20 protein-coding genes are annotated in these 23,727 nt (G+C 71.9%); 11 read left to right on the top strand and 9 right to left on the bottom strand.

What is annotated here, in order from left to right:
• The first annotated feature begins 8 nt into the window (after window positions 1–8).
• The 5 genes from HT134_RS39995 (at window position 9) to HT134_RS39975 (ending at window position 6,725) form a co-directional block, all read left to right on the top strand.
• Window positions 9–1,676: a glycosyltransferase family 4 protein gene (locus HT134_RS39995; protein ID WP_175605714.1), complete on the top strand. Its 1,668-nt coding sequence runs from the start codon at window positions 9–11 to the stop codon at window positions 1,674–1,676.
• A gap of 136 nt (window positions 1,677–1,812) precedes the next feature.
• The gene (locus tag HT134_RS39990) at window positions 1,813–3,060 is read left to right on the top strand and encodes a nucleotide sugar dehydrogenase (RefSeq protein WP_281387883.1); all 1,248 of its coding nucleotides are present in this window, start codon (window positions 1,813–1,815) and stop codon (window positions 3,058–3,060) included.
• 19 nt (window positions 3,061–3,079) lie between these two features.
• Window positions 3,080–4,168 (top strand): glycosyltransferase, encoded by a 1,089-nt coding sequence (locus tag HT134_RS39985; RefSeq protein ID WP_175605817.1) that lies wholly within the window; start codon window positions 3,080–3,082, stop codon window positions 4,166–4,168.
• Window positions 4,169–4,211: 43 nt separating this feature from the next.
• Complete coding sequence (locus HT134_RS39980) at window positions 4,212–6,020, top strand: DUF4434 domain-containing protein (RefSeq protein ID WP_175605712.1); 1,809 nt, start codon at window positions 4,212–4,214, stop codon at window positions 6,018–6,020.
• 39 nt (window positions 6,021–6,059) lie between these two features.
• Window positions 6,060–6,725 (top strand): NUDIX hydrolase, encoded by a 666-nt coding sequence (locus HT134_RS39975; RefSeq protein WP_175605711.1) that lies wholly within the window; start codon window positions 6,060–6,062, stop codon window positions 6,723–6,725.
• 9 nt (window positions 6,726–6,734) lie between these two features.
• Here the strand turns inward: HT134_RS39975 and HT134_RS39970 are convergent, their stop codons facing one another.
• On the bottom strand, window positions 6,735–7,310 hold the full coding sequence (locus HT134_RS39970) for a TetR/AcrR family transcriptional regulator (protein WP_175605710.1): 576 nt from the start codon (window positions 7,308–7,310) through the stop codon (window positions 6,735–6,737).
• Between the two features lie 69 nt (window positions 7,311–7,379).
• On the opposite strand from HT134_RS39970, the gene HT134_RS39965 reads away from it, so the two are divergent.
• Complete coding sequence (locus HT134_RS39965; RefSeq protein ID WP_175605709.1) at window positions 7,380–8,633, top strand: FAD-dependent monooxygenase; 1,254 nt, start codon at window positions 7,380–7,382, stop codon at window positions 8,631–8,633.
• A 9-nt stretch (window positions 8,634–8,642) separates the two neighbouring features.
• Window positions 8,643–9,707: a histidinol-phosphate transaminase gene (gene hisC, locus HT134_RS39960; RefSeq protein ID WP_175605708.1), complete on the top strand. Its 1,065-nt coding sequence runs from the start codon at window positions 8,643–8,645 to the stop codon at window positions 9,705–9,707.
• A gap of 18 nt (window positions 9,708–9,725) precedes the next feature.
• Here the strand turns inward: hisC and HT134_RS39955 are convergent, their stop codons facing one another.
• Window positions 9,726–10,709 (bottom strand): EamA family transporter, encoded by a 984-nt coding sequence (locus HT134_RS39955; RefSeq protein WP_175605707.1) that lies wholly within the window; start codon window positions 10,707–10,709, stop codon window positions 9,726–9,728.
• Between the two features lie 204 nt (window positions 10,710–10,913).
• Between HT134_RS39955 and HT134_RS39950 the strand changes: the two genes are divergently transcribed.
• Entirely contained in the window at window positions 10,914–11,384 is a 471-nt protein-coding gene (locus HT134_RS39950) for a rhodanese-like domain-containing protein (protein WP_175605706.1), read from the top strand.
• A gap of 368 nt (window positions 11,385–11,752) precedes the next feature.
• Here the strand turns inward: HT134_RS39950 and HT134_RS39945 are convergent, their stop codons facing one another.
• From HT134_RS39945 to purD, 4 genes are all read right to left on the bottom strand, one after another.
• Window positions 11,753–13,042 carry a GTP cyclohydrolase IIa gene (locus HT134_RS39945; RefSeq protein ID WP_175590959.1) on the bottom strand — a complete coding sequence of 430 codons (1,290 nt, stop codon included), beginning with the start codon at window positions 13,040–13,042 and terminating at the stop codon, window positions 11,753–11,755.
• A 201-nt stretch (window positions 13,043–13,243) separates the two neighbouring features.
• Window positions 13,244–14,512, bottom strand: a complete 1,269-nt coding sequence (gene murA, locus HT134_RS39940; protein WP_175605705.1) for a UDP-N-acetylglucosamine 1-carboxyvinyltransferase — start codon at window positions 14,510–14,512, stop codon at window positions 13,244–13,246.
• 82 nt (window positions 14,513–14,594) lie between these two features.
• Window positions 14,595–15,431, bottom strand: coding sequence for a phosphoribosylaminoimidazolesuccinocarboxamide synthase (locus HT134_RS39935; protein WP_175605704.1), 837 nt, complete (start codon window positions 15,429–15,431; stop codon window positions 14,595–14,597).
• Entirely contained in the window at window positions 15,431–16,669 is a 1,239-nt protein-coding gene (gene purD, locus HT134_RS39930; protein ID WP_175605703.1) for a phosphoribosylamine--glycine ligase, read from the bottom strand. Before purD ends, HT134_RS39935 begins: the two co-directional genes overlap by 1 nt.
• Window positions 16,670–17,139: 470 nt before the next feature.
• Between purD and corA the strand changes: the two genes are divergently transcribed.
• Complete coding sequence (corA, locus tag HT134_RS39925) at window positions 17,140–18,150, top strand: magnesium/cobalt transporter CorA (protein ID WP_312888779.1); 1,011 nt, start codon at window positions 17,140–17,142, stop codon at window positions 18,148–18,150.
• A 339-nt stretch (window positions 18,151–18,489) separates the two neighbouring features.
• Here the strand turns inward: corA and HT134_RS39920 are convergent, their stop codons facing one another.
• Entirely contained in the window at window positions 18,490–19,644 is a 1,155-nt protein-coding gene (locus HT134_RS39920; RefSeq protein ID WP_175605701.1) for an NAD(P)/FAD-dependent oxidoreductase, read from the bottom strand.
• 65 nt (window positions 19,645–19,709) lie between these two features.
• Entirely contained in the window at window positions 19,710–20,582 is an 873-nt protein-coding gene (gene sigJ, locus HT134_RS39915) for an RNA polymerase sigma factor SigJ (RefSeq protein ID WP_175605700.1), read from the bottom strand.
• Window positions 20,583–20,697: 115 nt separating this feature from the next.
• Between sigJ and HT134_RS39910 the strand changes: the two genes are divergently transcribed.
• Window positions 20,698–21,492 (top strand): phosphatase PAP2 family protein, encoded by a 795-nt coding sequence (locus tag HT134_RS39910; RefSeq protein WP_217708919.1) that lies wholly within the window; start codon window positions 20,698–20,700, stop codon window positions 21,490–21,492.
• Window positions 21,493–21,607: 115 nt separating this feature from the next.
• Here HT134_RS39910 and HT134_RS39905 read toward each other — a convergent pair whose 3' ends face one another.
• The gene (locus HT134_RS39905; RefSeq protein WP_175605699.1) at window positions 21,608–22,060 is read right to left on the bottom strand and encodes a MarR family winged helix-turn-helix transcriptional regulator; all 453 of its coding nucleotides are present in this window, start codon (window positions 22,058–22,060) and stop codon (window positions 21,608–21,610) included.
• A 62-nt stretch (window positions 22,061–22,122) separates the two neighbouring features.
• Between HT134_RS39905 and HT134_RS39900 the strand changes: the two genes are divergently transcribed.
• Window positions 22,123–23,244, top strand: a complete 1,122-nt coding sequence (locus HT134_RS39900; RefSeq protein ID WP_175605698.1) for an FAD-dependent oxidoreductase — start codon at window positions 22,123–22,125, stop codon at window positions 23,242–23,244.
• Window positions 23,245–23,727: the final 483 nt, after the last annotated feature.

The following is a 23,727-nucleotide window of genomic DNA, read 5'->3' as shown; positions in this document are numbered from 1 at the left end:
GTCACCGCGTGGTATCCGACGCCAGTCGACCAGACTCCTCCAAGGTTTCCGCCAAGTCCGCGCGTGCCGGTGTCGGTGGGCTGCTACGGGGCTTCGTCCAGCACCCGGTCCTCGTCTCCAGGGTCGTCTACACCAAGGTCAAGTCCGATCCCGTACGGGTCGCGCAGGCCGCCGCCGAAGCCCTCCCGCCGCGCCTTCGCCCCCTCGTCGGGCGGGTGGCCTGGCCGGCCGCCCGCCGGGCCCGCCGCGCCGTGCGCAAGTTCGGCATGCGCGTCATCCGGGCCCCGTGGAACGAGGCCAAGGAGCACTGGAACGCCGGCAACGTCACCCTGGCCGCGCAGGTGCTCGAAGCCCACACCAAGTACCCGTTCGTCAAGCGCCGGGCCGCCTACTACCAGGGCGAGCTGGCCGCCATCAGCCCGGACCCCATCCCGCCCGGCGCCAAGGTGAGCGTCGGCGAGCGCGTCCAGGGCCGGGTGCTCCACTGCGTCACCAACGCCCTGCCGTACACGCAGGCCGGCTACACCGTCCGCACGCACCGCATCGTCACCGCCCAGAAGGCCGCGGGCCTCGACCCGCACGTGGTGACGAGCTGGGGCTGGCCGATGTTCCAGGGGTTCGCCGACGTCACGCCGTACGAGGAGATCGACGGCATCCCCTACCACCGGCTGCTGCCCGACGGGCGCGGCGAGATGCCGTTCGAGATGCGCGGCCGGATGGTGCGCGGCGCCGACTCGGTCACCGAGCTGGTCAAGGAGCTGCGCCCGCAGCTCCTGCACGCCGCCACCGACCACCGCAACGGCTCGGTCGCCCACGCCGTGCGCGAGCGCACCGGCACCCCGTACGTCTACGAGGTGCGCGGCTTCCTGGAGGAGACCTGGGCCTCGCGCGACCCGATCCGCGTGGGCAGCGAGCGGCACGTGCTCCAGCGCGAGCGCGAGGCGTTCCTCATGCGCGAGGCCGACGCGGTCGTCACGCTGGCCGAGACGATGGCCGCCGAGATCGTCGAGCGCGGCGTGCCCAGGGAGCGCATCTTCCTGGCCCCCAACGCGGTGGACGACTCCCTGCTGACGGCCCACTACGACGGCGCGTCCTTCAGGCACGCCATGGGCATCGGCGACGACGAGATCGTGGTCGGCTCGGTGTCCAGCATCGTGGCCTACGAGGGCTTCGCCACCCTGCTGCGGGCCGCGGCGCTGCTGCGCGACCAGGGCGCGCCGGTGCGCGTGCTCATCGTCGGCGACGGCGCCGAGCGGCCCAACCTGCTGGAGCTGGTCGAGGAGCTGTCGCTCACCAGCGCGATCCTGCCGGGCCGGGTCGGGCCGGAGGAGGCGCTGCAGGCCCAGGAGGCCATCGACATCTTCGCCTGCCCGCGCGAGGACCTGCGCGTGTGCCGGCTCGTCACGCCGCTCAAGCCGGTCGAGGCGATGGCCCTCGGCAAGCCGGTCGTGCTCAGCGACCTGCCGGCGCTGTCGGAGCTGGTCGGCTCCGAGGGCGCGGGGCTGCTCGTGCCGCCCGGCGACCCGGCCGAGCTGGCCAAGGCCATCGCCGGGCTCAGGGACGACCCGGCCAGGCGCGCCGAGATGGGCGAGGCCGGTCGCGCAGAGGTGGCCGCCAAGCGCACCTGGGGCCGCGTGGCCGAGACCTACCGGGACCTTTACCGGTCCCTCACCTGAGGATGGGCTCCGGATTGCCTGTCTGTTACGACAGGTTCAGTCGCATTAGGCGTGAGCTAGGTGGAGTTGAGATAACCTTTGCGACCATGAAGTGTTGTTTCCGGCTTTCCAAGGCACAGCTGTGACAGAAATAGACTTGTCTGTCATCGGCCTGGGGTACGTCGGCATGCCGCTCGCCAAGGAGGCGGTGGCCGCCGGGCTGAAGGTCGTCGGCGTCGACGTCGACCCCGCCAAGGTCGACGCGCTCAACGCCGGGCGGTCCTACATCGACGACCTGTCCGACGCCGACCTCGAGCACATGCTGGCCAACGGCTTCAGCGCCACGCTCGACGAGACCGTCCTGGCCAGGAGCAACACGATCGTCATCTGTGTGCCGACTCCGCTGGACGAGGACCACCGTCCCGACCTGTCCGCGGTCGAGGGCGCCACCAAGGCCGTCGCGCGCAACCTGAGCAAGGGCACGCTCGTCGTCCTGGAGTCCACCACCTGGCCGGGCACCACCGACGAGGTGGCCCGCCCGCTGCTGGAGACCTCCGGCCTGGTCGCCGGCGAGGACTTCCACCTGGCCTTCTCGCCCGAGCGCATCGACCCGGGCAACCCGAAGTTCGGGCTGCGCAACACCCCGAAGGTCGTCGGCGGCTTCACGCCCACCTGCCGCGACCGGGCGACCTCCTTCTACGGCCGCTTCATCGAGCAGGTCGTGCCCGTCAGCGGCACCCGCGAGGCCGAGATGGCCAAGCTGCTGGAGAACACCTACCGGCACGTCAACATCGCCCTCGTCAACGAGATGGCGATCTTCTGCGACGAGCTGGGCATCGACCTGTGGGAGTCGATCGAGGCCGCGGCCACCAAGCCGTTCGGCTTCCAGAAGTTCCTGCCCGGGCCCGGCGTGGGCGGCCACTGCATCCCCGTCGACCCGTCGTACCTGTCGTACACGGTGCGCAAGCTCGGCTACCCGTTCCGGTTCGTCGAGCTGGCGCAGGAGATCAACGAGCGGATGCCGTCGTACGTGGTCGCCCGGGTGCAGCGACTGCTGAACCGGCATAAGAAGCCCGTGAACGGCGCCAAAGTGGTTATGCTCGGCGTCACCTACAAACCGGACATCGCCGACGAACGCGAGACCCCTGCCCTCCCCGTGGCCCGCGCGCTGCTGGAGCTGGGCGCCGATCTCTCGTTCGCGGACCCGTATGTCAAGGAATGGTCGGTCGACGGCACACCCGTGCCGCGCGAAGAGGATCTGGCCGAGGCCGTGGTCGGCGCCGACGTGACGCTGCTGCTGCAGCAGCACGCCGCGTTCGACCTCGACATGGTCGAGGCGAAGGCCAGGCTCGTGCTCGACACCCGCGGCGTCCTCGCCGAGGGTGAACGCGTCGAGCGGCTGTAGCGACGGAGGGTTGCGCGCTGTGCACGTGCTCGTCATGACGGTGGTGCATAACCCCGAGGACGCGCGGATCCTGCACCGGCAGATCCGCGCCCTCGTGGATGCCGGTCATGAGGTCACGTATGCGGCGTCCTTCACGGCGCACGGCATCGTGCCCCGGCCGTGGGTCACCGGTGTCGACCTGCCGCGAGCGGCGCAGCGCAAGCGCGTCGCGGCCGTCTGGGCGGCCCGCAGGCTGTTCAAGCGGATGCGCGACAAGGTCGACCTCGTGCTCATCCACGACCCCGAGCTGCTGTTCGCCGTCTGGGGCGTGCGCAACAGCCCGCCGATCGTCTGGGACGTCCACGAGGACACCCCGGCGACGCTGTCGCTCAAGCCGTGGCTGCCGTCGCTGCTGCGCCCGCCGGCGCGCTTCCTCGCCCGCATGCTGGAGGGCATGGCCGAGCGCCGGATGCACCTGCTGCTGGCCGAGACGGCCTACGCCGGCCGGTTCAAGCACGCCCACCTCATCGTGCCCAACGAGACCTGGGTGCCCGACTCGGTCACGCCGCCGGGCGACGACCGCGTGGTCTACCTCGGCTGGCTGTCGCGGGCGCGCGGCGTCATGGAGGCCATCGAGGTGGCCCGGCTGCTCCAGCCGTACCGGGTGGCTGTCGAGCTGATCGGCTACGCCGATCCGCAGAGCCGTCCGGTGCTCAACCAGGCCGTCACCGAGGGCCTGCTGGAGTGGCGCGACTTCATGCCGAACGACGAGGCGCTCAAGCGGCTCGACGGCGCCCTTGCGGGCCTGTCGCTGCTGCACGACGAGCCCAACTACCGCCACTCCATGCCGACCAAGATCGTGGAGTACATGGCGCACGGGATCCCCGTCATCACCACGCCCTCGCCGCGCGCGGTCGAGCTGGTCGAGCGGTACGAGTCCGGCGTCGTGGTGCCCTGGGAGGACCCCAAGGCCGTGGCGCAGGCCGTGCTGACCCTCCGGGACGACGTCAGGGAGCGGCGGGCGCAGGGCGCGCGCGGCTACGCGGCGGCCCGGGCCAACCACCACTGGCCCAACTCGGCCAAGCGGTTCGTCGCCCAGCTCGAAGCCTGGGCCGCGGGCCTGCGCTGACGGCTGACATCCGGCATATCCTCGCGACGATAGGTTCCTCAACGTGCGCTGGCTGTTCGTGCTCGTGGGCGCGGCGATCCTGGCGGCCGTCGTGGCCGTGGTCGTCGTCCTCCCGCCGGACCGGCCGTCCAAGCCCGTCGCCAGGCAGACCTCGCCGAGTCCCACCTCGACGTTCCCGACGCCCCAGGTCAGCGAGTTCACCGACCCCTGCGGCACGTTCGACACCGGCGAGTCCGCCCCGTACGCCGTCACCGGCTACTGGGTGACGCCCACCTCCAACCCGTGCACCTGGCGCAAGCAGCTCCAGGAGATCCACAACGTCGGCGGTGACACGGTCATCAGGATCGGCTACGGCCTGCAGTACCGTCCCGTGGACGACGACGGCGTGATCCTCACCAAGGACGGCGAGCGCGACTCCCTCTACAAGGACTGCGAGGAGGACGGGCTCACCTGCCACGACGCGGCCGTGCGCGACCTGAGGAAGGCCAACCCCGGCAACCGGGTGGCCCGCACCTACGTCTACCGGACCGACGAGGCGTTCGGCGACGGCCTGTTCCGCTGCGCCGAGATGGAGCACCGGGTCGTGTCGGGCCGGCGCGTCTACTACCGCATCCTGGCCCCCATGGACGGCTCCGACGACGCGACCTGCGACTTCACCAAGCCCCGGCCGTACGACCTGATCGTGGTCGCGGGCGCCGTCAAGAACGCGCAGGGCGAGTTCAAGGACAGCCTGAGCGAGCTGCTCGACCTCGGCGACCAGTTCGGCATCCGCATCTTCCCGGCGCTGCCGCTGGCGCCGCGCCAGCCCGACAACCAGACCAGGGCCAACCCGCAGCACATCCCCACGCTCACCACGCTGACCCGCCGGATCCTGCAGGACTACGGCGTCCGCTTCGCCGGCCGCGCCTCGCTCGGCGGCGTCTACCAGCCGTTCGAGGTGCAGATGGGCGCCACACTGGCGAAGAACCCCACCCTGCAGGTGTACGCGGGCCAGCACGACATCGTCGAGCAGGAGCTGCCCGGCAAGCCCATCCTCATCAGCCCCTACCTGGACGCGCGCAAGCGGGTCGGCTTCGGCCAGACGCCCAAGCAGGTGGCGGCGGCGTTCAAGGCGCTGGCCCTCACGGGGGTCGGCATCATCGCGCCGCAGGACAGCCGCGGCACGGGCAAGGTCGGCCTGTTCTGGCCCGACGAGCGCGACGACGAGGTGGACGAGCGGCTGCGGCCCGTCGTCGGCGAGAGCACGTACGGCACGGCGTACCACGGCTCCACCCGCGACTACTACCGCGAGATGGCGCTCGTGCGCGAGGAGCTGCTCAAGGGCGGCCGTCAGGTGGACCTCTGGGCCAACGTCGAGGCGTTCGAGCCCGCCGGCGACCCGCCGTGCGCGGCGCAGGGCTCGCGCGGCAAGACCGACAAGAAGCGCCTCGACCAGGCCATCACCATGGCCGGCCGGTACGTGCAGAAGATCGTCTCCTACATGTGGAGCGACTTCATGACCTGCGGCTCGCCGTCCCTGGAGAGCGAGGTCACGAAGGACTGGGCGCGGCCCATCGCGGTGGACGCGATCCGGCGCGCGCGTGACGTCCAGGACGGCATCGAGGTGCGCGGCTACAACCTCAAGGGCGGCACGGTCACCGTGGAGTGGGAGAGCGGCGCCCGCGACCTCGACGTGGCCGCCGTCGGCTGGCTCGACGAGGACCCGCTGGAGGAGCTGCCCGAGGGCATGCAGACGGCATGGGTGCCGTTCGACTGGGCGCAGGTGCCGCCGGGCGCCTGGGTGAAGGTGGGGGTCAGGCTGCCCTCCGGCCAGGAGACCACCGAACGCCTGCACGTCCGCGTCACGTCGTGACGCCTCCGGCCTCCGGCGGGGGCGTGTAACGTGCAGGCCATGGTCCCGAGCGTCCCGGTCAGCGTCGACCTGGTCGTGCTGACCGTGCGCTGCCAGGCGCTGTCGGCGCTGCTGTGGCGGCGCGACAACCCGCCGTTCCTGCGCCGCTGGTCGCTGCCCGGCGGGTTCGTCCAGCTCGACGAGGACCTTCCGGCCGCCGCGCAGCGCATCCTGGCCGAGCGGGCCGGCCTACCCGGCGCGCCCGTCCACCTGGAGCAGCTGCAGACCTACGGCTACCCCGACCGCGACCCGCGCCAGCGCGTGGTGAGCGTCGCCTACCTCGGCCTGGCCCCCGACCTGCCGGCCTCGGAGAAGGCGCACATGAGCTGGCAGCCGGTCGCCGAGCTCAACGTGATGGCCTTCGACCACCGGCGCATCATGCTCGACGGCATCGAGCGGGCCCGCGCCAAGCTGGAGTACACCCCGCTCGGCGCGGCGTTCTGCCCGCCCGAGTTCACCGTGGCCGAGCTGCGGCGGGTGTACGAGATCGTCTGGGGCCGCCCGCTGGACCCGCGCAACTTCCACCGCAAGGTCACCAAGGCCGAGGGCTTCCTCGTGGAGACGGGCGCCACGACGACGCGCGACGGCGGCCGTCCGGCCAAGCTCTACCGCCGCGGCCCCGCCGAGCTGCTCCACCCGCCCATGCTGCGCTCGCTCAAGGAGTGACGTCCCGCCTCAAGGAGCGCTCGGGGGCCGCAGGCCGTCCAGCAGGACGGTGAGGTAGGCGTCGGCGAGCTCCTGCGACGGCGGCTGGGCCCGGGCGACGGCCAGGGCGGTCTGGCCGATCAGCGTCGTGGTGACGCCGGGGTCGAGGTCGGTGCGGACCGTGCCCTCGCGGCGCGCTCCGTCGATCATCTCCTCGACGGCCCGGACGAGGTCGGCGCGCAGCGCCGTGGTGGCGGGCAGGTCCAGGCCGCCGAGCTGGTCGTTGACGCCGTGGTGCGCGGTCTGGAAGGCGAGCAGCTCGCGCAGGAAGACGTGCAGGGCCCGCGTGGGCGTGGTCTCGGCGAGCAGGTCGCGGGCGCGCCGCACGAGCGGTTCCAGGAGGCCGGACACGGCGGCGTCGAGGAGCGCGTCCTTGCCGCCGAAGGCGCGCACGACGGTCGCCGCCCCCAGCCCCACCCTCTTGGCGATGGCCTCCACGGTGAGGGACGCGCCCGGCTCGCTCAGCAGCGCGGTGGCCGCCTCCAGGGCGAGCTGACGGTTGCGCACGGCGTCGGCGCGGCGCCGGGGTCCGGTCGGCGTTGACAACTGGAATGCTCCTTCCACATAATCAACTGGAACGCACATTTCACTTATCGTAGCGCGAAGGAGCCTCCCATGAACGAGCGGATCCTCATCTCCGGCGCGAGCATCGCCGGCCTGACCCTGGCCCACTGGCTGGCCCGGCACGGCTTCCGGCCGACCGTGGTCGAGCGCGCGCCGGCGCCGCGGGCCGGCGGCAACGGGGTGGACGTGCGCGGCGACGCCGTCGAGGTGGTCGAGCGGATGGGGCTCATGCCGCGGGTCCGCGAGCTGGCCACCGACGTCCAGGGCATGAAGTTCGTCGACGCCGCCGACCGGGCCGTCGCCCGGATCGACACCCGGGACCCCGGCTCCGTCGAGATCATGCGCGGCGACCTGGTCGCGCTGCTGCGCGAGGTGGCCGACGTGGAGACGATCTTCGGCGACTCCGTCGCCGGCCTGGAGCAGGACGACGACGGCGTGACCGTCACCTTCGAACACGCGCCCGCCCGCCGCTTCGACCTGGTCGTCGGCGCCGACGGCATGCACTCCAACGTCCGCCGGCTCGCCTTCGGCCCCGAGGACCGGTTCGTCGAGTTCAAGGACCACTACTTCGCCTTCGCCGACACCGACGCCTCGCTCGGCGAGGACCGCTGGGTGACGATGTTCAACACGCCGGGCAGGATGACCGGGATCTACCGCTCCGGCAACCACGCCCAGGCCAAGGCGTACTTCATGTTCCGCTCCGCGCCGCTGGACCTCGACCACCGGGACGTCGCCGGGCACAAGCGCCTGATCGGCGAGGTGTTCGGGGACGACTCCTCCTGGCGGACCAGGGAACTGCTCGACGCGGCCCTCGCCGACCCCGACTTCTACTTCGACGCCCTGGGCCAGGTCCGGATGGACTCGTGGTCGAACGGCCGCGTCGCGCTCGTCGGCGACGCCGCCTGGTGCGCGTCCCCCGCCTCGGGCGCGGGCGCGGAGCTGGCCCTGGTCGGCGCCTACCGCCTCGCCGGGGAGCTCGCCGCCGCGGGCGGCGACCACCGCGTCGCCTTCGCCCGCTACGACGCCGCCCACCGTCCGCTGGTCCACGAGAAGCAGCGGATCGGCCCCAACGTCCGGCTCATGGTGCCGAGGACCGAGGGCGGCCGGTGCGTGCGCGACGTCCTCGCCCGCCTGCCGCTGATGAAGGTGGTCGGCGCGGTGGAGCGCCGGGTGCGGGCCGGGAACGCCCGCCCCCTGCCGGAGTACGCCCCGGAGGGCCGGGCCGGTGACGCCCGGCAGGAGCGGTCCCCGGCGAGCTCCACCGGTGGCCACCGGGATGGACGGTCACGCCGGCGATGCTCCTAGAGTTGGGGCATGCCTCGTTTCCGCTCCATTCTCGACACCATGCCGCCGTACCGGCCGGGCAAGGCCGTGGCCGCCGCCGACGGGCGGTCGTACAAGCTCTCCTCCAACGAGTCCCCCTACGACCCGCTGCCGTCCGTGGTCGAGGCCGTCGCCGCCGGCGCCGCGCAGGTCAACCGCTACCCCGACCCGGCCGCCGTCGCCCTGACCGAGGCCCTCGCCGAGCGCTTCGGCGTCCCCGCCGGGCACGTGGCGCTCGGCGCGGGCTCCGTCACCGTGGCGCAGCAGCTCTTCGAGACCGTGGGCGAGCCCGGGGCCGAGGTCGTCTACGCCTGGCGCTCCTTCGAGGCGTACCCGCTGCTGGCCGACCTGGCCGGCGTCACCTCCGTGCGCGTGCCGCTGGCCGGCGAGGACCACGACCTCGACGCCATGGCCGAGGCGATCAATGACCGCACCCGCATGGTGTTCGTCTGCAACCCCAACAACCCGACCGGCACCGCCATCCGCCGGGCCCAGCTGGAGGCGTTCCTCGACCGGGTGCCCGGCGACGTGCTGGTGGTGCTCGACGAGGCCTACCGCGAGTACGTGCGCGACGAGGACGTCCCCGACGGCCTGACCCTCTACCGCGACCGGCCCAACGTGTGCGTGCTGCGCACCTTCTCCAAGGCGTACGGCCTGGCGGGACTGCGGGTGGGCTACCTGATCGGGCACGAGCCGGTCGCCGAGGCGGTGCGCAAGACGACGGTGCCGTTCGCGGTCAACCACCTGGCGCAGGTCGCGGCGGTGGCCTCGCTGCGGGCCGAGGGCGAGCTGCTGGAGCGGGTCGAGCGGGTCGTCAAGGAGCGCACCCGGGTCCGCGAGGCGCTGCTCGCCCAGGGCTGGACGGTGCCGCCCACGGAGGCCAACTTCGTCTGGCTCCGCCTCGGCGAGCGCACGCTGGACTTCGCCGCCGCCTGCGCGGTGGAGGGGGTCGCGGTGCGCCCGTTCGCGGGCGAGGGGGCGCGGATCTCGATCGGCGACCCGGAGGCCAACGACGCCTTCCTGACGGCCGCCGCGGCCTTCCGCGCGCAGCTCTGAGCCTCGCTGGGGCCGCCGTTAACCCTCGGCCCCGGCTCCTTCGCGCACGACGCTCCGGGCCTCGTCCGGGGCCTCTTCGGAGGTCTGGTCAGGGCCCGGCCGGCGTCCCCTGCGCTCGGTCGAGATGACCAGCGCCACGCCGACCAGGATCACCAGGCCGCCCGCGACGATCTGCGGCGTCACCTGCTCGCTCAGCACGAGCGCGCCCAGCACCACGGCCACCACCGGGTTCACGTACGCGTACGTCGCCACCAGCGAGATGGGCGCGTTGCCGAGCAGCCACGAGAACGCCGTGAAGCCGACCAGCGAGCCCACCACCACCAGGTAGGCCAGGGCGACCCAGGACCGCCCGGTGACCGCCGAGACGTCCAGCCGCTCGCCCATGCCGCCGCCCAGCAGGGCCAGCCCGGCGCCGCCCGCCAGCATCTCGACCGTGCTGGCGACGAAGGCGTTGGACGGCATCGCGATGCGGCTCGACAGGAACGAGCCCACCGCCCACGACAGCGACGCCAGCAGGACCACGACGATCCCCATCGCGCTGCCGCCCTGGGCCCCGGTCAGCGACAGCGCCGCGACTCCGGCGAGCCCCACGAGGACCCCGGCCAGGGTCAGCGTCTTCGGCCGGTCCCGCACCACGAACCTGAAGACCACCAGCCACAGCGGCACCGACGCCACGAGCAGCGCGGCCAGGCCGGTGCTGATGTACTGTTCGGCGACGGCCAGCATGCCGTTGCCCAGCGTCAGCAGCAGCAGCCCGACCCCGGCGGCCCCGAGGAGCTGCCTGCGGGTCATCCGGAACGCCTGCGGCCCCGACTTGACCAGCACGATGCCCCCGAGCACCAGGCCGGCGACGACGAACCGCATCGCGCCGCTCAGCATGGGAGGGATCGACTCGACGGCCACGGCGATGCCCAGGTAGGTCGAGCCCCACACCACGTAGACGATGCCGAGCGCCCCCCAGACGAGGAGGGTGGCGCGGCGGTCAGGTGCGTTCTGCGTCATGGCTCCTGACAATAGCGGGCGACCCTGACAAAAACCCCGCGGATATCGGACAGACAATTGGCGGTATCCCATCGGTGGCGGTCTTGACCGCCACTGTCACCGGAAGCCCGGCCGCTGCGAGGATCCCCCTGACGCCGGATCCCCTGGCCACGGGGGCCGGCCACGCCCATCCGCCCGGTCACGGGCCCGACGACGGGAGCACCCATGCCCACCCCCGCCTCCGCGGTCACCGCGGTCCCGCCCGCCCCCAACGCCGTGGCGCTCGCCCACTTCGCCGGCCGTCTCGCCGTCGAGACCGACGTCTCGGACGTGGCCGCCGACCTGGCCGCCGCGGTGCCCGGCATCGTCGTCGTCGACTCCCGCAGCCGCGAGAGCTGGGACCAGGGCCACGTCCAGGGCGCCGTCCACCTGCCCACCGCCGAGATCGCCGCACGGGCCGCCGAGGTCGTGTCCGCCGGCGCCACGGTGGTGACCTACTGCTGGGGGCCCGGCTGCAACGGCGCGACGCGGGCGGCGCTGGAGTTCGCCAGGCTCGGCCACCCGGTCAAGGAGATGATCGGCGGCTTCGAGTACTGGGCCCGGGAGGGCTTCCCCGTGGAGACCGCCTCAGGGGTGAGCCGCCGCCCCGTGGACCCTCTCACGGCCCCGGTCACGGGCATCGCCTGCGCGTGCTGACCGGCGGGACCACGAAATGTTGGCGCCCCCGTCCGAATCCCGTCGATCGGGGGCGACCGAGAACATACCCCGATCCGCAACGGTCAACCAAGAACCTCGCCGTTGCGCCCCCAAAAATCCGGAGAGATCCCCATGGGGGGGCAAAGTCCGCTTGATCCCGGTCTCGCGTTGACGGAAGCCACGGTCGTGCCCGACGGAAGCCAGGGCCCACGGTGCGCCGTGACGGCGGCCGGCCACCACCCGGTCAGAGGCCGTCTCCCTGGAGGCCCTCAGCCCCGTGCGGCGGGTGGGGGCAGGCCGGCTGTGCCGTAACAGGGGAAAGAAAGAACGCCCGCCGCCCCCGGAACGGGACGGCGGGCGCGAACAACTCACCGCGGGCCGAGCTTCTCCACGATCAGCCGGTACAGCTGGCGCGGACGCCCCGGCTGCGGCGTGCGGTTCGGCGGAAGCGGCCACGCGAGTCCCTCGTCAACCAGCGTGCGCAGCAACCGTCGAGCCGTCCGCGGCGTGACGCCGAGCATCTTGCCCGCGCCCTCCGCGTCCACCACCGTGTCCCCGCCCTCCAGCTTGGCCGCCAGCCGGGCCAGCACCTCCACGCCCTTGGGCTTGAGCGTGCCGGCGCCCGTCGGGGGCATCCTGGGCGCGGGGATGAGCGCTCGGCCCTCGCGGTCCACGGCGAACCCCTGGGCCTGCTTGCCCGCCTGCGTGCGGGCCAGCGCCGCCCGTGCGTGCGCCTCCGCGTCGTGCGCCGTGCGGCCCATGCCGACCCCCACCTCCACGGCCAGGCCCAGCTCGTCGCGGATCCTGGAGGCGAAGGGCAGCACCCTGAACCCGTCGGTGGCCGTCGTGATCGAGCCCCGGGTCGCCGTGACCAGGTAGCTGTGATCGTCGATCGGCCACACCGTGGCGTTGATGCGGTTCGCCTCCTGCACCAGCAGCCGGTGCAGCGACAGCCGCAGCTCGTCGCGCCAGTAACGCGGCGCGGCGCGGCGCACGGGTTCGCGCAGCGTCGGCACCTCCACCAGCACCACCGTGAGCTGCGACTCCTCCAGCCTGTGGTGCGCGCCGAGCAACGCGGCCGTGTGCAGCGCGCTGCGCACCGCCGCCGACGTGGGCCTGATCCTGATGACGGGGACCCCCGCCGTCTGCAGCCGGTCGGCCACCGCCGGTAAGCACGTCAGTGCCCCCGTGGTGGCCCCCTGCCGGTTCAGGCGCTCGTGGTAGGCCGCGATCGTGCCGGTCGCTCCCGGCTCGTCGCGGCTGTGCACGTCGGACGCGGGAATGCCGAGGTCGGTGTACGCCTCCTCCACGTCCGCACGCGACACCACGTCGATGCTCACCCGTTGCGGTTCGATGCGCGGATCCAGCGCGGCCTTGGCCAGCGCCGCCACCAGCGCCGCCCCGCCGAGCTGCACGTACGTCGCCGGCATCGTCAGCACACCTGAACGCCTGGCCAGGTCATAGGGGACCGGGCTGGCGAACAGGCACGCGTCCACGCCTGGACCGAGCCGTGTCACCTTGTCGGGCGCCTCCTGCTCATCGCGGTACGCGGCGGCCACGAGGCGACACGGCAGTGGCGCTGCCGCGTGCCCCATCAACATGACGCGCTCGACCAGATCGTGGGGCCCGACCACGCCAATGGTGAGGTCCGGTGTCATGGCGCCCGGGCGCGACACTCGGGTTGTTTCTTCGGCCCTCTCGACCAATGTTCGTCCCATCCTGCCGTAACTTGCAGTGCTCTCTTTTGGAACGATCGCTCGCGAGGGCCGTAATGTCACGCCCGACTTTTCCGGAAAGTGCTTCAGGTTGGCCGCGAGGCCGACAGTCTTGGCAGCTCAGGGACTATTTCCCGGCCATTTTCAACCCTCAGAAATCTCTCGTGTAATGTCCGCTCCGAGTGCCCGCATTCGCTCGGCGAGATGCGCGTGCCCGCGGTCGATGAGGTATCCCGACTCGATGAGGGTCTCGCCCTCGGCCGCGAGTCCGGCGAGCACCAGCGCGATGCCCGAGCGGAGGTCGTGCGCGGTCACCCGCGCGCCCGTCAGCGGGGTCGCGCCGCGCACGATCGCGCGGCTGCCGTCGACCTCCACGTCGGCGCCCATCTTGTTCAGCTCGCCGGCCAGCGCGAAGCGGCCGTCGAAGATGCGCTCGTGGATGTAGCTGGTGCCGTCGGCCAGCGCCGCGACCGTCATCATGGGCGACTGCAGGTCGGTGGCGAAGCCGGGGTAGGTGTCGGTGATGATGTTGATCGGGCGCAGCGGCCGGCGGTCGCAGCGCACGTTGAGCACCGCGCCCTGCCGGGCGAAGTCGACGCCCATCTGCTCCAGCTTGTAGCGGACCACGCCGAGGTCGAGGCCGGTGCCGACGAGGCTCAGCTCGCCGCCGGTGATGGCCGCCGCCATCGCGAACACGCCCGCGTCGAGCCGGTCGGGCATCACGGTGTGCTCGACGGCGTGCAGCTCCTCGACGCCCTCGACGGTGATGAACCCGGTGCCGCCGCCGCTGATGCGGGCGCCCATCTTGGTCAGCATGTCGATGACGTCGAGGACCTCGGGCTCCAGGGCCGCGTTCTCGATCACGGTGGTGCCCTTGGCCAGGGCGGCGGCCATGATGAGGTTCTCGGTGCCGGTGTGGGAGGGCGTGTCGAGGTAGAGCGTGGCGCCGGTCAGGCCGGACGCCTTGACGTGGATGACGGTCTCGCCCTCGTCCACGACCGCGCCGAGGCGCTTGTAGCCGAGGTAGTGGAAGTCGAGGTTGCGGCTGCCCAGGTTGCAGCCGCCGACGCCCTCGACGATCGCCTCGCCCAGCCGGTGCAGCAGGGCGGGCGTGAAGAGCACGGAGCCGCGGAAGCGCCGGGCGATCCGCGCCGGCAGGACCGCGCTGTCGAGCCGGGAGGCGTCGATGACCAGCGTGCGCTCGGCCTCGTGCAGCTCGACGTGGGCGCCCACGGCCTCGGCCAGCTCGACGGCCCGGCGCACGTCCTCGATGATCGGCACGTTGCGCAGGACCGTGCGGCCCTTCGGCACGAGCAGGGCGGCGCCGATCATGGGCAGCACGGCGTTCTTCGCGCCCTGGATGAAGGCGGTTCCACGCAGGGCGTTGCCACCGCGCACGCGGTAACGGACCATTTCCGGCGGCTCCTCGGAAGTCATCGGTGGGGGCGGGGGACCGGGCCAACAGTAGCCGCTCGTACCACGTGCCCCGGCCGAATCACCCGTTAAAGGAACGGCCGGTGATGCGTTCGTAGGCTTCCAGGTAGCGCTGTCTCGTCTGCTCGACCACCTTGTCCGGAAGAGGAGGCGGCGGGTTTCCGGAGGATTTGTCCCATCCTGATTCGGGCGACATTAGCCAATTACGGACAAATTGCTTATCGAATGACGGTTGTGCGCGGCCGGGAGTCCATCCGTCCGCGGGCCAGAACCGCGACGAGTCGGGGGTCAGCAGCTCGTCGCCGACCGTCAGCACGCCGTCGGAGTCCCAGCCCAGCTCGATCTTGGTGTCGGCGAGGATGATGCCGCGCTCCCGGGCGATCTCCGCGCCGCGCGTGTAGACGGCCAGCGTGATGCGGCGCAGCTCCTCCGCCGTCTCCTCGCCCACCTGCTTCACGACCTGCTCGTACGAGATCGGCTCGTCGTGCTCGCCCACCGGCGCCTTGGTCGAGGGCGTGAAGATCGGCTCCGGCAGCCGGGAGCCGTCCTCCAGGCCCTCGGGCAGCGGCACGCCCGACACCGCGCCGTCGCTCCGGTATTCGGCCAGCCCGCCGCCGGCCAGGTAGCCGCGGGCCACGCACTCCACCGGCACCATGCGCAGCGGCCGGCACAGCATGCTGCGCGCGTCGGGCCCGGGGCCGGCGATGTGGTTGGGCACCACGTCCGCGAGCTGCTCGAACCACCACAGCGACAGCTGGGTGAGGATGGCGCCCTTGTCCGGGATGGGCGTCTCCAGCACGTAGTCGAAGGCGGACATCCGGTCGGAGGCGACCATGAGGAGCAGCCCTTCGGGCGTCTCGTACAGGTCGCGCACCTTGCCCGAGTGCAGATGCTTCATCACATGTCCTCCGCGCCCGTGCGGGCGATGTCGCTGCGGTAGAAGGAGCCGCGGAGCCGGATCCGGGTCACCAGGTCGTAGGCGTTGCGCCGCGCGGTGAGCTGGTCAGGGCCGGTGCCCACGACGCTGAGCACGCGCCCGCCGTCGGAGACCACCGCGCCGTCCACCCGCCGCGTGCCGGCGTGGATCACGTACGCGCCGTCGGTCGGCTCCAGCCCCTCGATCGGGTCGCCCTTCGTCGGCGCCATCGGGTAGCCCTCGGCCGCCACGACCACGGTCACCGCGGACCCGTCGTGGAAGGCCGGCGCGGGGTGCTCGGCCAGCGCGCCCGTCGCGCAGGCCAGCAGCAGCCCGCCGAGCGGCGTCTCCAGCCGGTCGAGCAGCACCTGCGCCTCCGGGTCGCCGAAGCGCGCGTTGAACTCCACCACCTTCGGCCCCTTGGCGGTCAGCGCCAGGCCGACGTACAGCACGCCCTGGTAGGGCAGGCCGCGCCGGGCCAGCTCGCCGATCGTCGGGTGGACGACCTCGCGCATCACCTGCTCGGTCAGCCCCTCGGGGGCCCAGGGCAGCGGCGTGTAGGCGCCCATGCCGCCCGTGTTGGGACCCTGGTCGCCGTCGTAGGCGCGCTTGAAGTCCTGGGCGGGCTGCAGCGCCACCGCGGTCCTGCCGTCGCACAGCGCGAACAGCGACACCTCCGGCCCGTCGAGGAACTCCTCGACCACCACCCGCTCGCAGGAGCGCGCGTGCTCCAGCGCCCGGTCGCGGTCGTTGGTCACGACCACGCCCTTGCCGGCGGCCAGCCCGTCGTCCTTGACCACGTACGGCGCGCCGAACTCGTCGAGCGCCGCGGCCGCCTCCTCCGGCGTCACGCAGGTGCGGGCCCGCGCCGTGGGAACCCCGGCGGCGGACATGACGTCCTTGGCGAACGACTTCGAGCCCTCGATCATCGCCGCTTCCCTGGACGGCCCGAAGCACGGGATCCCGGCGGCGCGCACGGCGTCGCCCACCCCGGCAACGAGCGGCGCCTCGGGCCCGACCACGACCAGGTCGGCGCCGATCCGCGTGGCCAGCCCGGCCACCTGCCCGGGGTCGGTGGGGGTGACGGCGTGCAGGGTGGCGACCTCCTCGATGCCCGGGTTGCCCGGGGCGCAGTGGAGCTCGGTGACCTGGGGGTCGAGTTTGAGCGAGCGGCACAGGGCGTGCTCACGCCCGCCTGATCCGATGACTAGTACGCGCACGCGCCCATTCTCGCAGCTACCGCCGTCCGCCCTCCTTGTGGGCGGCTCTCCGCCCCAGGTGGCCGGGCAGCCCGATCACCGGAAAGGGGCCCGACTGTTGGTGAACTTTCACCTGCTGGGCGGGGCGCCACCCGGGTATCGTCGGTTTGGTTCCCCTTGCCTGTGGTAGCTTAGGGCGGCTATGTGCGTCTCGTGTGATTGGAGGTGGTCCGGGATGAATCCTGGTGATCCCAGCAGTACGTGCTCGTTCACGTACACCCCACGTACCCCCGACCACTCCAATCCGGCAGCCTGATCGTGCCTCCACGCATTCGCATTGATTGAGGTGACCTTTCGTCGCGCGTGGAGCGTGCCAGGTCGGGCGGAAAGGGACCGCCATGCGCTCGTCCACGCTTTTCCGTCGCATCAACCGTCACCCTGTCCAGCCACACCCCCAGACCCGGCTGCCCAAGCCGATGCCTGAGGTGCGCGTGCCCCACTCCATCGTCGAGTACGGCGCGTACATCGACGGCGTGAAGAGCGGAGCCGTCGGCATCCCCGAGTCGCTGCGGCTCGTCCGCGAGCACAACGCCGGAGCGGCCAAGCCCGGCGCCTTCCTGTGGGTCGGCCTGCACGAGCCCGAGGCGCCCGAGGTCGAGTGGCTGGCCGAGGTCTTCGGTCTGCACCCGCTGGCCGTCGAGGACGCCGTCAAGGCCCACCAGCGTCCCAAGGTGGAGCGCTACGGCGACTCCCTGTTCATGGTCCTCAAGACCATCGCGTACCTGGACCACGACGAGCTCACCGCCACCAGCGAGATCATCGCGACGGGCGAGATCATGGTGTTCCTGGGCGCCGACTTCGTGGTGACCGTGCGGCACGGCGAGCACTGCCCCCTCGCGGAGGTGCGCGAGCGCCTCGAAGAGCGCCCCGAGCTGATCAAGCGCGGCCCGGCCGGCGTGCTGCACGCCATCTCCGACCACGTCGTCGACCGCTACCTCCAGGTGGCCGACCTCATGCAGATGGAGCTGGAGGAGGTCGAGGCCACGGTCTTCGCCGACGTCAGCTCCCGTGACATCAACCGCATCTACCAGCTCAAGCGGGAGATGATCGAGCTCAAGCGGGCGGTCACGCCGCTGCAGAGCCCCATGGCGGCCCTCCCTCAGCGGCGGGTCATCCCCTCCGAGATGCGCGAGTACTTCCGTGACGTCGGCGACCACCTCTCCCGCGTGTGCGAGCAGGTCGAGTCCTCGAACGAGCTGTGCAGCTCCATCCTCCAGGCAGCCCTGGCCCGCTCGAACGCCCTCGCCAACGAGGACATGCGCAAGATCTCGTCCTGGGTCGCCATCCTGGCCGTCCCGACGATGATCGCCGGCATCTACGGCATGAACTTCGACTTCATGCCCGAGACCAAGCAGGTCTGGGGCTACCCGGCGGTCGTGGCGGTCATGATCACCGCTTGCGTGCTGCTGCATCGCGGCTTCCGCCGTAACGGCTGGCTCTGAAGAGGCTCCCACAGCAACGGGCTTCGCTTCGGCACCGCCAAGACCCGTGTGGTGGATCCGGCTCTTGTCATCGAGGCTTTTCCTGACTGATCGCGCACGTTGCCAAGGGGCCCTGCACGCCCTGGGGACGCATCCGAAGCAGGCGGGCGGGGCAGCGCTCTGGAGGGGCAAGGGCGGAGGCGTCCACTGGGCGCTGCCGATGTCGCCCCCGAGGTTCGCGCTGCCGGGCGTCGTCGGCATCGTCGCCGAGCACGACATCTCGCCGACCACAGCGGGATGGAGGTGGTCGCGGAACGCGGCGGCCGGGGTGGACCTGGACCGCCGCGTTCCGCGATGCGTTCACACGGCGGGCGCGGTGTCCTCCTCGGAGAGCGGGAAGAACGGCAGCTCGACGGACACCCGGTCGGCGGCGGCGAGGATCGCGGAGGCGTCGTCCACCGGCGGGTGGATCCACTCGTTGATGCGCTTCTTGATGTCCGCGCCGTCGGCTCCCGTGGCCAGCACCCTGCGGTCCCAGCCGCGCGTGAACACCCCGCCGGCGCCGCCCAGGTCCAGGCACGTGACGTACGGGCCGGGGGTGAAGTCGCGCAGCGGCATCCCGAGCAGGTCGGCCGCCGCGTTGTACCCGGCGACCTTGCCGAGCGGGGTGGCGTGCTGGCAGGACTGCATGACCGTGTGCTCCGCGTCGAACGGCGCCGCGGCCGTGTCACCGGCGGCGAACACCTCGGGAAGGGCGCGCAGCCGCCGGTCCACCGGCACCCGGCCGAGACGGTCCAGCTCGCCGGAGATCTGCCGGGTGAGCTCGTCGGCCCTCATCCCCACGCACCAGACCACCGCGTCCGCCTCGACCTTGCCGCCGTCGGAGAGGACGGCGTACCCGTCGCCGACCTCCGTCACCGTCGTACCGAGGCGGCGCTCGACGCCCAGCTCGTCCAGCGCCGCCTCGATCACCTCGCGCGGGCCCGCGCCGAGCTGGTCCCCGACCACATCGGAGGTGTCCACCAGCAGCACCCGGTGCCGGGCGGCCAGCGCGGTCGCGGCCTCCAGGCCGACGAACCCCGCGCCGACGACCACGACGGAGCAGTCCTCCCGGTCGCGCAGATGCCCGGTGAGCCGCCGGGCGCCGTCCAGGGTGTCGATGTCGAAGAGCCGTTCGGCGCCGGGCAGGCCCTCGGGTCGTACGAGCCGGCTGCCCGCCGCCAGCACCAGGCGGTCGTAGCCGATCTCCCGGCCGTCGGCCACCACCACGCGGCGGCCGGTGTCGATCGTGCTCACCGAGGCCCGCAGGTGGTCGACGCCGACGGGTTCGAGGATCCTGCGGAGCTCCACCTTGGCCAGGTCCGGCTCCGGCTCGTACAGGCGTGGCCGCAGCACCAGGTGCTCGTTCGGCGCGATGAGCGTGATGCGCAGGTGTGCCTCGCCGCGCGCCAGGGCCGCTCCCGCCGCGCTCCACACGCCCGCGAAACCGCCTCCGATGATCACAACGTGTCCCACTGTCTCGTCCTCTCTACCTGACCCCCGGGGGATCGGGAGGTCGGCAGGGAGACAAGACAGCGGCTTCAGATGTGACCGAGGTGAGCGAACTTCTCCGGATTGGCGAGTCTTCTGAACACGGTGATCCGCCCGTCGGCGATCTCCACGGTGTCGAGCCACACGAGCCGGCCGCCGTGGTACGTCGCCAGGGCCGGGCGCCCGTTCACCTCGACGACCTGGAAGGCGTCCGGGCGCCTGACCTCGACCTGCCTGACCGCCAGCAGCGCGATCCGCTCCGCGCCGCTGACCGGCCTGCGTGCGGCGATCACCTCGCCGCCACCGTCGGCGACGTAGACGGCCTCGGGATGCAGCAACTCGACGAGCCCGGCGATGTCCCCCGCGTCGGCGGCCGCCTTGAACGCCTTGAGCACGCGTTCTGTCTCGGCCCGGGACGCGCGGGGCCGCCTGTCCACCGCGGCGATCCGCGCCCGCGCGCGGGAGGCGAGCTTACGGCTGGCGGCGGGCGTGCCGCCGAGCACCTCGGCGATCCGGCCGAACGGGAAGTCGAAGACGTCGTGCAGCACCAGCGCGACGCGTTCGGCCGGGGTGAGCGTCTCCATGACCACGAGCATCGCGGTGCTCACCGACTCGTCCATGAGCACCTGGGCGGCGGCGTCGGGCCCGGTCAGCAGCGGTTCGGGCAGCCAGGGCCCGACATAGGACTCGCGCCGGACGCGGGCCGACTTCAGCACGTTGTAGGACGTGCGTGCGGCCAGCGTCACCAGCCACGCCCGGAGGTCGCGCACCCCGGACAGGTCGGCGGCGGCCGCGCGCAACCAAACCTCCTGCGTCACGTCCTCGGCCTCGGTCACGGTGCCGAGGATCCGGTAGGCCGCCCCGAAGACGGCCGGACGATGCGCCTTCCAGTCGGCCTCGGCCGGCGCGCCGGTCAGCTCCACCCTCGCCCTCCTGCCCGCCTCGGACCAGCGATCGACCTCCGATCCTAGGCACATCGAGTTCCGCGTCACGGCGCAGGTGGGGCGTACCGGTGCGGTGGGAGTTAGGGTGACCGGCGTGAACCCGCGTGAGGTGACCCCCGGCCGATTACCGCGCGTGGCGGCGCGTGTCCGCTCGGCCGTACGCGTCGGGAGCATGGGTGGGCGGCGCCCCGCCCCGCTCCCCGAAGTGGCCGGTCTGCTGCTCGTGATCCTGCTGTTCTCCCGGCTGCACGCCGCCGTCGGCAAGGACGTCGCGGTCGCCACCGCCGACGCCCTGACCCTGCAGTCCATGGAACGAGCCCTCCACCTGGACGTCGAACTGAGGGCGAACCGGTGGCTGACCGAGCATCCAGCCCTCATCCAGCCGGCGGTGGCCTACTACCGCCTCTACTACGTCGTGATCGTGGGTGTGCTGGCGTGGGTCTTCGTCCGGCACGCCGACGTCTACGCCAAGGTCCGCCGGACCCTCGTCGCGATGCTCGTCCTCGTGCTGCCGGTCTACTGGGCAGTGCCGATGTCGCCCCCGCGGTTCGCCCTGCCGGGCGTCGTCGACATCATCGCCGAGCACGACATCCTGGGCGGCCAGGGCTGGCGTGAGGTCGGGAACGGCCAGAACTATTCGGCGATGCCCAGCATGCACGTGGGGTGGTCGCTGTGGTGCGCGTACGCCGCGTGGCAGGCGCTGCGGACGTCCCGTCCGCGACTGGCGTTGCTGCCGTGGATCTTCCCGCTGGGCATGACGGCGGTCGTGCTCGTCACCGGAAACCACTACGTGCTCGACGTCGCCGGCAGCGTCGTGTTGCTGGTCGTGTCCGTCGCCGTCGGAGCGGCGTGGGGGCACCTGGCCGCGCGCCGGCGTGCTCGCGATTGAACGCCCGTCCCTGACGGTGAGCAGCTGCACGATCAGGGTGTCGACCTCGCGGCCGGGGGCGCGGGCGCGGAAGCGCACCCGGTTGCGCACCACCACGGTGTCCGCGGCGGGCCGCTCAGCCCGTGTCCTCCCGCAGGTCCCTGGTGGCGCCCCGGTACGCCTCCGCGACGCGGACGAACATGTCCAGCAGCACCGGCACCTGCTCCGGCCCGTAGTGCGCGGTGAGCGTCTCCAGGTGCCGCCGGGACGCCCGGCAGGCGGCGTCGTAGTCGGCCATGTTCTCCTCGACCAGCTCCACGGTGACGGTGCGGCGGTCGCGTTCGCCGCGTACCCGGCGGACGTAGCCGGCCCGTTCCAGCCGGTCGATGAGACGGGTCGTGGACGCGGACGGCAGCCCGAGGGCCTCCGAGATCGCGCCCACGGCGAGCGGCCCGCGCGTCTCCAGCAGCATGAGGGCGGTGACGTCCAGCAGCTGCAGGCCGAGCCCGTCGGCGATCGCCTCGTTGTGGAGGAGAACCGCGATCACGAACTCCCGGAAGACCGTCTCTCCTGGATTCCTGTGGGCCACTTTCCGAACCTACTCCACACCGATATATCTTCGAAGCGGAGATACTCCGAAGTGGAGGAGATATGGACGTTCTGGTCATCGGCGCCGGTGTGGGCGGACTCGCGGTGGCACGGGTCCTGCTGGCCGCCGGCCACCGGGTACGGATCTACGAGCAGGCCCCGGAACGGCGGACGGGCGGCAAGGCGCTGCTCGTCTGGAGCAACGGCAACGCCGTCCTGAACGATCTGGGCGTCCGCCTGGACGGCACCGGAGCCCGCATCGACCGGATCGACGCCCTGGCCTCCGACGGCCGGTTACGCACCAGCATGAACATCGCCCACGCGGCCGAGCGCTTCGGCTTCGTGACCAAGGCCGTCGCACGCCGCCACCTGTCGGAACGCCTGGCCGACGGGCTGCCCGGCGACCTCGTCCACTACGGCATGGGCTGCGAGAACGTGAGCCAGGACGCGGGCCGGGTGACGGCCACCTTCACCGACGGGTCCACGGCCGAGGGGGACCTGCTCGTCGGAGCCGACGGCCACCACTCCGTCGTACGACGCCGGCTGTGGGGCGACGGCGCCGTACGACCGGCGACCTTCGGCACCTGGCAGGGCCTCAGCCCGATCGACATCGAGATCACCGGCACGCACCGCCACCTCATGATCACCGGACCGGAGGGCGCGTGCGGGCTCATGCCCGCCGGCGACGGCCTGCTCCAGTGGTGGTTCGACGTGCGCTGGTCGCCGGCCGACCCCAGGCCCGCCGCGCCGCTGGCCGAGCTGAGGCGCCGGTTCGGGCACTGGGCGTCGCCCGTCCCCGAGGTGCTCGCCGCCGCCTCCGAGGACGACCTCGAGTTCTTCGGCCACCACTGGAACAAGGTCCGCCCGGTGGTGGGAGAGGGCCGCGTCACCCTGGTCGGCGACGCCGCCCACACCATGCCGCCCACCCTGGGACAGGGCGCCAACCAGACCCTCGAGGACGCCTGGGTGCTCGGGCGCGAGCTCGCCAAGGGCGACGGCGATCCGGCGGTACGGCTGCGCGCGTACGAAAAGGCCCGCTACCCGCACATCTCCCTGGTGTCCCGGCTGGCCAAGCGCAATCCGGCCAACTGGCGCATCCCACCGCTGATCGGCCGGATGTTCCCCGAGACCTCCCAGACCACCATGCTCGCCCGCTTCAGCAACCGCCTCGCCGCCCAACCCTGACGCGAACGAGCACAAAGGCCCTCGCTCCGCTCGGACGCCTTACCAAGGGGCTTCGCCCCAAGCGGGGGCCTACCGGCCCCCACACCCCCGGCCCTAACCCCAGCTTCACAATGAGTAGTGATCACCCTCGTCAACGGGCGGTTCATTCAGGCACACGCAGGCCGGACAGGCTCGGCGCGACGTGGGCATGAACCGCAGCGACCAGCCAAGTACCGGAAGGGGAAGCACTGGTTGTCCGCACAGGCCGACCACCTCGCCAATCGTCACTGCGTGCTGCACGGCTTCGCGGTCCAGGCCGGACAGTCCCACCCGATATCGGTCGGTACCTCTATTCACCCTCTGCTGAGCACGGCAGACAAGCAGGTCCGCCCAGTGGACCGGCCAGTATCGTGCCCGCCCACCCCTCCCGCCTGGCTCGTTGTCGAGCTCGACCAGAGCCGTAGCGGCGTTACGAAGCGAGCCGACAACCGTCCCGTGCCGTCC

The sequence above is a fragment of the Nonomuraea rhodomycinica genome (genome assembly GCF_013363995.1).
GTDB classification, from domain to species: Bacteria; Actinomycetota; Actinomycetes; order Streptosporangiales; family Streptosporangiaceae; genus Nonomuraea; species Nonomuraea rhodomycinica.
Note: the sequence above shows the minus strand (reverse complement) of the source record. Positions and strands in the feature narration are given on the sequence as shown.

Excerpts from the sequence above, each read along its gene's own strand:
- HT134_RS39935 (WP_175605704.1), bottom strand. The coding sequence starts at position 15,431 with ATGAAGCATCTGCACTCGGGCAAGGTGCGCGACCTGTACGAGACGCCC.
- HT134_RS39945 (WP_175590959.1), bottom strand. The coding sequence starts at position 13,042 with ATGACACCGGACCTCACCATTGGCGTGGTCGGGCCCCACGATCTGGTC.
- murA (WP_175605705.1), bottom strand. The coding sequence starts at position 14,512 with ATGGTCCGTTACCGCGTGCGCGGTGGCAACGCCCTGCGTGGAACCGCC.
- HT134_RS39955 (WP_175605707.1), bottom strand. The coding sequence starts at position 10,709 with ATGACGCAGAACGCACCTGACCGCCGCGCCACCCTCCTCGTCTGGGGG.
- HT134_RS39950 (WP_175605706.1), top strand. The coding sequence starts at position 10,914 with ATGCCCACCCCCGCCTCCGCGGTCACCGCGGTCCCGCCCGCCCCCAAC.
- HT134_RS39975 (WP_175605711.1), top strand. The coding sequence starts at position 6,060 with ATGGTCCCGAGCGTCCCGGTCAGCGTCGACCTGGTCGTGCTGACCGTG.
- HT134_RS39965 (WP_175605709.1), top strand. The coding sequence starts at position 7,380 with ATGAACGAGCGGATCCTCATCTCCGGCGCGAGCATCGCCGGCCTGACC.
- HT134_RS39900 (WP_175605698.1), top strand. The coding sequence starts at position 22,123 with ATGGACGTTCTGGTCATCGGCGCCGGTGTGGGCGGACTCGCGGTGGCA.
- hisC (WP_175605708.1), top strand. The coding sequence starts at position 8,643 with ATGCCTCGTTTCCGCTCCATTCTCGACACCATGCCGCCGTACCGGCCG.